This window comes from Bradyrhizobium sp., assembly GCF_049581145.1.
GTDB lineage: Bacteria > Pseudomonadota > Alphaproteobacteria > Rhizobiales > Xanthobacteraceae > Bradyrhizobium.
Window position 1 is genome coordinate 1 of sequence record NZ_JBAURI010000608.1, and the last position, 9,390, is coordinate 9,390.

General features: G+C 63.8%; 10 protein-coding genes. 2 read left to right on the forward strand and 8 right to left on the reverse strand.

The window, feature by feature from the left end:
• Window positions 1-85: 85 nt before the first annotated feature.
• The 5 genes from WCB02_RS19975 to WCB02_RS19995 all read right to left on the reverse strand — a co-directional run bounded on the left by WCB02_RS19975 (window position 86) and on the right by WCB02_RS19995 (window position 4,431).
• Window positions 86-1,726 carry a lysine--tRNA ligase gene (locus WCB02_RS19975; protein ID WP_423960702.1) on the reverse strand — a complete coding sequence of 547 codons (1,641 nt, stop codon included), beginning with the start codon at window positions 1,724-1,726 and terminating at the stop codon, window positions 86-88.
• A 177-nt stretch (window positions 1,727-1,903) separates the two neighbouring features.
• The gene (locus WCB02_RS19980) at window positions 1,904-2,866 is read right to left on the reverse strand and encodes a transporter substrate-binding domain-containing protein (protein ID WP_423960704.1); all 963 of its coding nucleotides are present in this window, start codon (window positions 2,864-2,866) and stop codon (window positions 1,904-1,906) included.
• A gap of 50 nt (window positions 2,867-2,916) precedes the next feature.
• Window positions 2,917-3,525, reverse strand: coding sequence for an SCO family protein (locus WCB02_RS19985; protein ID WP_423960706.1), 609 nt, complete (start codon window positions 3,523-3,525; stop codon window positions 2,917-2,919).
• 24 nt (window positions 3,526-3,549) lie between these two features.
• Window positions 3,550-3,834 (reverse strand): hypothetical protein, encoded by a 285-nt coding sequence (locus WCB02_RS19990; RefSeq protein ID WP_423960707.1) that lies wholly within the window; start codon window positions 3,832-3,834, stop codon window positions 3,550-3,552.
• 54 nt (window positions 3,835-3,888) lie between these two features.
• Entirely contained in the window at window positions 3,889-4,431 is a 543-nt protein-coding gene (locus WCB02_RS19995; protein WP_423960709.1) for a hypothetical protein, read from the reverse strand.
• A 733-nt stretch (window positions 4,432-5,164) separates the two neighbouring features.
• On the opposite strand from WCB02_RS19995, the gene WCB02_RS20000 reads away from it, so the two are divergent.
• Window positions 5,165-5,359 (forward strand): hypothetical protein, encoded by a 195-nt coding sequence (locus WCB02_RS20000; protein WP_423960711.1) that lies wholly within the window; start codon window positions 5,165-5,167, stop codon window positions 5,357-5,359.
• Between the two features lie 5 nt (window positions 5,360-5,364).
• Here WCB02_RS20000 and WCB02_RS20005 read toward each other — a convergent pair whose 3' ends face one another.
• Window positions 5,365-6,411: a YeiH family protein gene (locus WCB02_RS20005; RefSeq protein WP_423960712.1), complete on the reverse strand. Its 1,047-nt coding sequence runs from the start codon at window positions 6,409-6,411 to the stop codon at window positions 5,365-5,367.
• An 89-nt stretch (window positions 6,412-6,500) separates the two neighbouring features.
• Here WCB02_RS20005 and WCB02_RS20010 point away from each other — a divergent pair, with 89 nt between their 5' ends.
• Window positions 6,501-7,427 (forward strand): LysR family transcriptional regulator, encoded by a 927-nt coding sequence (locus tag WCB02_RS20010; RefSeq protein ID WP_423960714.1) that lies wholly within the window; start codon window positions 6,501-6,503, stop codon window positions 7,425-7,427.
• On the opposite strand, the gene WCB02_RS20015 is transcribed toward WCB02_RS20010, so the two are convergent.
• Both WCB02_RS20015 and WCB02_RS20020 read right to left on the reverse strand, forming a co-directional pair.
• The gene (locus WCB02_RS20015) at window positions 7,424-7,573 is read right to left on the reverse strand and encodes a hypothetical protein (RefSeq protein ID WP_423960716.1); all 150 of its coding nucleotides are present in this window, start codon (window positions 7,571-7,573) and stop codon (window positions 7,424-7,426) included. The two genes, WCB02_RS20010 and WCB02_RS20015, sit on opposite strands and share 4 nt — an antisense overlap.
• 468 nt (window positions 7,574-8,041) lie before the next feature.
• On the reverse strand, window positions 8,042-9,390 hold a 1,349-nt coding region (locus WCB02_RS20020; RefSeq protein WP_423960718.1), incomplete at its 5' end, for an MFS transporter.

Consider the following 9,390-nt stretch of genomic DNA (forward strand, 5'->3'; position numbering starts at 1 on the left):
CGTACCGCATCCATCGATGGAGCAGAATGGCAGAGATCCTTCAGAACGACTGACGCCTTTAATTATGGGTCCGACGACAGCGCCTTTACGCCGACCGCGCCAACGCGCCGTCGATCATCGCGACCGCATTCGAAATCCCATAGACCGCGACGAAGGAGCCGAATCGCGGGCCCTTCGCCTGGCCGAGCAGCACCTGGTAGAGCATGTTGAACCAGTCGAGCGAGACGCCGGGCCGGCCGTCCTTGCCCTTCTTGACAGGATCGAGAAACGGCTCGCGGCGGCCGATCTCATAGACCACGTTCTGGATCTCTTCGGCCGGGGACTCCGCGGGCAGTTGCGACAGCGCGTCGCGCAGGTCCTGCAGCGCGGCGCGCTCACCGTCGGTCGGCTCGCGGAACGTCTTGGTCGGCGCCACGAAGTCGCGATAATAATTGATGGCGTAGCCGACCATGGCATCGAGCTTTGGATGCGTCTCGGGCGTGACGCCCGGACGGTAGCGGCCGATGAAGCCCCACAGGGTTTCCGCATTCTCCGCGTTTGACGACGATACCAGCGTCAGCAGGAGCTGGAAGGTGACGGGCATGTCGGCCTTCGGCGGATGGCCCTGATGGATGTGCCAGACCGGATTGCCGAGCTGCTGGCGCGCGTCCTGGCGCGGGAAGCCCTCCAGGAATTGCTGGTAGTCGTCGACATTGCGCGGGATGACGTCAAAATACAGCCGCTTCGCCGCCTTCGGCTCGCGATACATGAACAGCGACAGCGATTCCGGCGAGGCATAGCGCAGCCATTCGTCGATGGTGAGCCCGTTGCCCTTCGACTTCGAGATCTTCTGGCCCTGTTCGTCCAGGAACAGCTCATAGTTGAAACCTTCCGGCGGCGTGCCGCCAAGCGCGGCGCAGATCTTGCCGGACAGCTTGACCGAGTCGATCAAATCCTTGCCGGCCATCTCATAATCGACGCCGAGCGCGTACCAGCGCATCGCCCAGTCCGGCTTCCATTGCAGCTTGCAGTGCCCGCCGGTGACCGGCAGCGTCACGCGCTCCCTGGTCTCGGGGTCGTCATAGGCGATGGTTCCGGCCTTGGCGTCGTGATCCATGATCGGCACATACAGCACCATGCCGGTGCGCGGGCAGATCGGGAGGAACGGCGAATAGCTCGCCGCGCGCTCCTCGCGCAGCGACGGCAGCATGATCTTCATGACCGCGTCGAGCCGCTCCAGCATGCGCAACAGCGCGCCGTCGAATCGTCCCGAGGTGTAATAGTCGGTCGAGCTGGCGAAATCGTAGTCGAAACCGAACGTGTCGAGAAAGGCGCGCAGCCGCGCATTGTTGTGCGCGCCGAAACTGGTGTGGGTGCCGAACGGATCGGGCACGCGCGTCAGCGGCCGGCCGAGATGCTGCGCCAACAACTCCTTGTTCGGCACGTTGTCCGGCACCTTGCGCAGGCCGTCCATGTCGTCGGAGAAGGCGATCAGCCTGGTCTTGATCTTGTCCTCGGTCAGCACACGAAAGGCGTGGCGGACCATGGTGGTGCGCGCGACCTCGCCGAAGGTGCCGATATGCGGCAGGCCGGACGGGCCGTAGCCGGTCTCGAACAGCACCTCGTCCTTCACTTCGTCCTTGGGCCTCTTCTGCAGCCGCGCGACAATCGCCTTCGCCTGCTCGAACGGCCAGGCGTTGGATTGTTCGGCAAGCACGCGCAACTGTGACGGATCGATCGTGGACATTTTGGGAGTGGCTCTCCAAGAAAGGCGAAGGCGGAATTGCTTTATCGTTTGCGCGCCCCGCAACGACAAGCGCCGGTAGGGTGGGCAAAGCGAAGCGTGCCCACCGCCGCTGGACTGGTGGGCACGGCGCCAACGGCGCCCTGGCCCACCCTACGAAAGACTGCGGAACACACTACCCTAGAACGGGCTCACCGAGAAATAGCGCAGCCACAGGTCGGTGTAGCGGCCCTTTTCCCAGATCCGGAACAGCGCCCAGTTCAGCGCCTGGCGCAACAGGTCGTTGCCCTTGCGCACCGCGATCCCGATGCCCTCGCCGAAATAGCGGCTCTCGACGAACGGACCGCCGGCGAACGCACAGCAATCGCCGGAATCGGTGCCGTTGATCCAGAACGCCAGCGAGATGCCATCGCCGAAGATGAAATCGACCTCGCCCCGCCGCAGCGCGGAGCGCACCGCGTCGTCATTGGGATAGGAATGCAGTTCGGCGTCGGTGAACATCGCCTTGAGATAGGCTTCGTGCGCGCTGCCGGCGACGACGCCGACCTTCCTGCCCTCGAGATATTCGGGGCGGATCTCCGGCATCGCGGCGTCTTTGCGCGAGACGAACCGCGCCGGAGCGCGATAATAGGGATCGGTGAAGTCGACGCGGGCGCGCAGCTCCGGCGTCGCCGCCATGGAGGCGATGATGGCATCGCCCCGGTTGCTGGAAATCGCATCGAGCAGCGTCTCGAACCGCCGCATCTGGATAGTGCAGGTAACCTTGATCTCGTCGCACAATGAGCGCGCCAGATCGACATTGAAGCCGGCCGGATTGCCGTCGGGGCCGGTAAAATTGAACGGCGGATAGTCGGTCTCGGTCAGAAACCGGATCACGGTGAGGCGCGATAAGTCCGGCCGCTCCGGGCGCCGCCGCGGGTCCCAGAACCCGGGGACTGCCTGCGGCGCCGCCGCTGCGGGCGCTTTTGGCAAGGTCTGGGCTTGCGCCACCGGAACACCGGACAAGACAGCTGCCAACAGCGAGGCGGCGAGCACGGCGGCAGGCCCGCGATTTGCCCGAGAAAGCGGTATTGCGGTAAGGAAAGACACGATCCGCAACGGTTTTGCCGATGTCTTGAGGACTGGAGCGGCCTTATAGACCATCTGCCCGCCAATTCGAGCGATGTTTCGCCCCTGGAAGCCGCTCATTCGCGTTAGAGATAATGTACCAGATCGGCGGCGGCTTCCTGAGGCGTCCGGTTCAGGTTGAACGGAGCGACGAATTTACCGTCGCGATCCATCAGATAGGTGAGCGCGGTGTGGTCCATGGTATAGTCGCCGTCTTTCAGGGGAACCTTCTTGGCATAGACCCGGTATTCCTTGGTGACTTGCGTCACGGCCGCCGGATCGCCGGTCAGCCCCTTCAGGTGGGAATCGAAGCTGGACAGATAGTCCTTCATCGCCGCCTGATTGTCGCGCTCGGGATCGACCGAGATGAAATAGGCGTTGACGCGGTCGGCATCCTTACCCATGGCCCGCAGCACCTCTGAAATCTCGAACAGCGTGGTCGGGCAGACGTCGGGGCAATGGGTGTAGCCGAAGAAGATCAGGGTCGGGCGCCCGTCCAGGCTCTTTTCCGTGACGAGTTCGCCGCTCTGGTCGGTCAATTGGAACGGGCCGCCGATAGCGCCTGGTGTGGTCACCTTGTGCATGTCGCCCAACGCCCAAAGCATCACCAGAAGCCCGAGCACCAGACTGCCGGCAAAGGATGCGAAAATCACCAGCGGACGGCCAGCAGCGGGAGCGGAGGCGGTCTGAGCCATGCTGAATTCCTTTATGCGCCTCGATCAGAAGCAGGCCGACAAGCCCGAGGCGACCATCTCGAAGAACACCGTGGTCCCGTAGTGGAACCACAGCGACAATGCGCCGAGCATGACCAATGCGCCAAGTCCGGCACCGGCCATCGCGGCAACCGGCAAGCCCTTGCCAGCCGGGTGCAGCGCGGCAAACCTCGCCGGACCAGACGTCGTCCGATCAGGCAGGTTCTGTGGAGTTGAAAGTGGCTGCCCCATCAGCCCTAAATAAGGCGGGCGACCGGCCCGGGCAAGCGCCATGATGACGGTGAAGATCACGTCGCGCGGAGCCCCAACGACCTCAGCGCAGCCAGACCTCAGAGAGCGATCGGCTCAGTGCGACGATGGCGGCCTGGTGGCGGAGGCCTGCGACATCGGCAGCCTCGTTGCGGACGTTGCGGAGACCGACGACATCGGCAACTTCGCGGCGGAGGCCTGGGCGTCGAGATAACAGGGCTTGTACATGGTCTGCAATTCCCTGCCGCGCAGGAAGATCATGCGCGGCGTCAGGCCACCGCGCGCGGCAATCCAGCGCCGCACCGGGGAGGGATACATCGAGTACAGCATCTGGGTGGCTTCGGGGTTGGTGATCGCCCGGCCATTGGCGCCGAAATCCCACGCCGCATGGAAGCCCAGCGTGGCATGCGAGGTTACACAGATCTTGTCGCGGGGAATCGCGCCGAGGACGATGGTGCAGGCCGACGCGCAGAGGCCGTCGATGATCACGGCTTCGCCGGAGCTGCGCAGGTCCTGATACTTGTCGACGTAGGTTCCGATCCGGCCACCGCGGTCGTCCGCGATGCGGACGACCGCGTGGCTTGCCCCCACCCCCGCCAAGAAGAGAACTACCGCAAGCAACCCCGTCACGAGTTTCATGTTGAGCCCCAGTTCGAATTCTGTCGAAACCGAATTTTGGAATCTTCGGTGATGCAAGCGCAGCGTGTTGCCAGATCGCGACTTTGTCTAGGCAGCCGGCACGCCGGCAAACAAATTCACATGATGTGTTGCCACGGCGCTTCACTTGGCCGCCGCCCAAAGGTCCGAAACTGGAACTGGTTAACCCGCTGTTGCGATAGCGAATCGTAGCCGGACGGCGCGCGCCCCATGCCATCGCGGCAGCCATCTGATCAGCGATAATTTAATGTTCAGGATCGACGCGCTTCCAGACCGGCACCGTAGGGCGGCCGGCTCGTGCCCGCGAATGGTGCAACCCGCCGCAATCCTGATCAGGCGCGATCCCGACTTGCCATGACCCGGTTTCCGCGTGCGGCGCGTTTGACCGCACTCGCAGCCTTTGCCTGCTGAGCAGCTCCGGCGCTCTGCGACAACATCGTCGTGGGCAGCGTGACGCGGACGTTCACCGCGCAGCTCGGCCCACCAAGGCGGCATCGCTGGTGATCGTTCTGCACGGCAACGCCCAGAGTAGCGCCGACATGGCGGTGCGGGCCTGGCCAGAGGTCGCCAAGCGCGAGCATTTCAGCGTGCTGTTTGCCAATGGACTCAATCGCGCCCGGGCCGATCTTCGGCCAAGCAGCGCGCGTGGCGGGCGGCCCCCCCGAGGGCAGTCTGCGCATCCGCGTTCGGCTTCCGCTCGCTGGCGGGCGGCGAGATGATCGCGAGCACGGACGGCATCGGCCATCAGCTCTGCAATGCCCAGCAATATTTTCTATCGGGGCGGATCGTGGTCGGCATGCTCGCGATCGGCGTCGACCGGATTTTGCTCGGACGCCTCGTGCTGCGGCCGATCGAGCACCACGCCACCGTGCGCTGGGGCCTGCTGCGCGACGGCATCGAGAATGATTGAACTGATCAGAACCAGCGAACGACGAGAAGGCTCATCGCAATCAAAAACAACAGCGATGCCGTGACCGCCGCGGTCACCCGCGGTCCGATCCGCGCCAACAGTCTGAGATCGACGCTGAGGCCGAGTGCCGCCATGGAGCTGATCGTCAGCACACCGGCTGTGGCAGCGATCGGCGCCGCGGCGACTTGCGGGATCAGACCGGCCGACCGAACGGCTGCAAAGAGCAGAAAGCCCGGCACGAACCAGGGCACCCATGTCAGCGCGTTGACCTTCTTGCCCGACCCTGCATTGGCTTTGCGAAACAGAAGCGAGAGCGCTACCACGATCGGACCGAGCAGCAGGACCCGCGCCAGCTTGACGAAGGTGCCGATCTGCGTCGAGACCAACCCGACCGGGAGCGTTGCCGCCAGCACCTGCGGAACCGCGTAGACAGTGAGCCCAGCGAGGATGCCATATTGCGTGGCCGACAAGCCGAGCAGCGTCACCAGCAGCGGTAACCCGATCACGGTGAGGATGCCCAGGATCGCCGTAAACGAGATCGAGGCGCCGACATCCTCGCTGCTGGCGCCGATCACCGGCGCCACGGCCGCGATCGCCGAATTGCCGCAGATCGAATTGCCGCAGGCCACCAGGATCGAGAGCTTGCTGGGCAGTCCAAGCAGCCGGCTTGCGCTGTAGCTCACGCCAAGCGACAGCGCCACGATGACCACGATCGCAACCAGAAGCAGTGTGCCGGACTTCGCGACCAGGGTCAGGTCGAGCGAGGCGCCCAGTAGCATCACCGCGAGTTCAAGGAGCTGCTTGGCGCTGAACGCGATGCCCATCTGCCAAGCTCGTGGAGGCTTCCAGACCGCGCGGATGATCATGCCCAGAAAGATCGCAAGCACCAGCGCTTCGACGTAGGGATGCCCGAGGCCGCGCGTCTCGAGGGCCTGCGCGGCAAAGGCAAGCACGGTGAGGAGCGCGCAGAGTCCAACCCCGGGCAGCCGGGCGACCACCCCCTCAATCAGCCGCGAGGGAAGCGGACGAACGGACGACAACTGGCGGGACACGCAATCTCCTAGGCTCTGGAGAATATTCTTTACGCTTTCCCTCGCCTGGCGGTTAATATCTTTTTTGTTTGACGGAATAGAGAAAAGTTATGCCCCTCAATCTTCATTTGCTGCGGCTCTTTGCGACCGTGGCCCGGACCGGGAGCTTCTCGAAAGCGGCGGAGGTCCTGCTGCTCAGCCAGCCCGCCATCTCCAAGGGCGTGCGCGATTTCGAGCTGCAGCTCGGATGCCTGCTGCTCGACCGCACCCCCCGCGGCGTCAAGCCGACGCGCGAGGGCGCAGCCCTGATGCGGCACGCGGAAATGCTGTTCGCCGCCGAACGGGCAGCCGAGGAGGAACTGCGCGCATTGCGCGACCTCAACAGCGGATCGCTGCGGATCGGCGCTTCGACCACGATCGCGACCTATTTCATCCCCGACTATCTCGGCGCGTTCCATGCGCAATATCCCGGCATCGATCTGCAGCTCACCAGCGCCAACACCCGCGACATCGCGCAGCTGATGCTGGCGCATGAGATCGAAATCGGGCTGGTGGAAGGCCCGGTCGAGGAAGACGGCCTGACCTCCGAGCCGTGGCGAACCGACATCATGGAACTGATCGTCGGTCCAAGGCACCACTTCACGCTGTCGAACCAGCCGATCGATCCGAAGCGCATTGCCGATGAGATCCTGATCGTGCGTGAGCCCGGCTCCGGGTCGCGCGAGGTGATTTCCCAGGCGCTCGGCGCCCGCAAGATCGAGCCGGGCCGCACGCTCGAAATCGGCAGCACCGAAGCGATCAAGCAGGTGGTGGCGGCAGGCCTCGGAGTTGCGATCGTGTCAGAGGCCGCGGTGAAGGATCAGATCGCGCTCGATCGGCTGAAGATCATCAAGATGCGCGGCCTCGAGATCGAGCGAACCCTATGGAGACTGAAGACGCCGGGACGGCTCGACGTCCCCTCGGCGATTGCCTTCGAAAAGCTGATCGCGCGACCGGCGGCATGCGCGGCCAATCATGCACGACCCTCGCCAAGCTAGCCAATCATTCCCCGTGCCGCCAGCAACAGCACCGCAACCGCGACAAACAGCGCGATGCCGGCAAAGCCGGTCACGCGACTGGCCTGCGGCAGCGTCGCAATCAGATGCGGCTCACCGAACGGATCGGACAATTGATCTTGCGCCACCGGCTGTCTCACGGGTTGGTTCACCCGTTGAATCTGCGGCCGTCGAGCGCGAGACGCAATGGAGAGCTATTGCAATCTTGCGGCGTCGCTTGGGAGATTCCTTCTCGGCGCGGCGCAGGACGAGAAGATTCGGCTTTCCGGCCAACAGGGCAGCTCAAGGCGCCGGGTAATGGGGGACCGAGCCCATGGCTCCGAGGTGATCGATTCGGCCGCGCACGCCTTCGATAGTGCGCCGGCCGGCTCGACCGGCGCAACGAAGGAGGAACCGAGATAACCGACGTCGACACGATCGCTTGTCATTGCGCTTCTCGTGGGCGGCTCGGCCCCGGGTCGCCGACAGCCCGATCGAGGGGACCGACTTCGCCGTGCTGAAAGAGGGGCGCATCCGCCGCATTACGGGTTTCCCGGATCTGATTCCTCCAGGCGTCTGATCCGTCGGCGAAGACAGCTCCAGGAACGAGGCGGTTCTCAGCTGCGCGCCACCATGCCTTCCAGATCGACCTCCCTCGTTTCGGGCGTGCCGAGGATCGCGAAGATCGCCAGCCCCGCGTAAAACATGACGAGAACGCCGATATAGATATAGGCGCGATGAATGCCGTAGGCGTTCAGGATCAATCCGGCGACGATCGGGATCAACCCGCCGCCGTAGACCTGCGAGATCTGGTAAGCGGCGCTCGCACCCGAGGCGCGATAGCGGGTCGGGAAGTTTTCGGTGTAGAACGCGGGAATCGCGCCGTAGCCGAAACCGAACACAAAGCCAAATCCAATGACCTCACCGATCGCGGCAAGCAGGAAGCTGCCGGTATTGATGAGATAGAAATACGGGACGGCGAAAATGAGAAACACGACAGAGGCGATCAACAGGATCGCCCGGCGGTTGAACACGTCGGCGAGCCACGAACCGAGCAGCATGAACAGCAACATGAATCCAGCCGCGATCAATCCGATCATCTCGGGCGTCGAGCCGGAAAAGCCGACCGCCTTCATGTAGCTGGTGCCGAACACGAAATACAGGAAGAATGCACCACCGAACATGGCGTTCACCAGCGAGGTGCGCAGGATGGTCAGTGGCATTTCGCGCCAGACCTGCGTGGCCGGATAGTCGAGCACCGCCTGCTGCGCCCTGTGATGCTCGAACACAAAACTATCCTCGGTGCGTGTGCGGATGACGATGCCGACGACCGCGACCAGAAAGCCGAATATGAAAAGGATACGCCAACCCCACGCCACAAACGCCTGCGGCGTCATCAGCGACTTCACGAAAATCACCGAACCGAAGCCGAGCAGCAGCCCGATCGGGATCGCGAAGCCCACCCATGCGCTCCAGAAGGCGCGATGCTTCGAGCGCGCCGCCTGTTCGGCAACCCAGGTCGCGGCGGTGCCGAACTCAGCGCCGAAGCTGATGCCCTGCACCAGCCGCAAGACGATCAACAGGACCGGCGCGACCACGCCGATTCTGTCATAACCGGGCGTAAGCCCGATCAGCAGCGTGCTGACGCCCATCAGCACCAGCGCATAGACCAGCGAATCCTTGCGGCCGCGCCGGTCGGCGAGATGACCGAAGATGTAGGCCCCAATCGGGCGGATGATGATGCCGATGCCGTACACGCCGATCGCAGCGGCCGCTGCCGCGAGACCCGGAAGCTTGAAGAAGACCTGGCCCCAGATCGTGGCCGCGATCACGCCGGTGACCAGGAAATCATATTGCTCGATCACCGAGCCCACGATGCTGGCCACGGCAACCTTGTAGATCCGGCCTTGACTGAGCTGTGCAGTGTGGTCGTCCAATGGCCGCTCCTCGCTGGCCGACTCCCTGC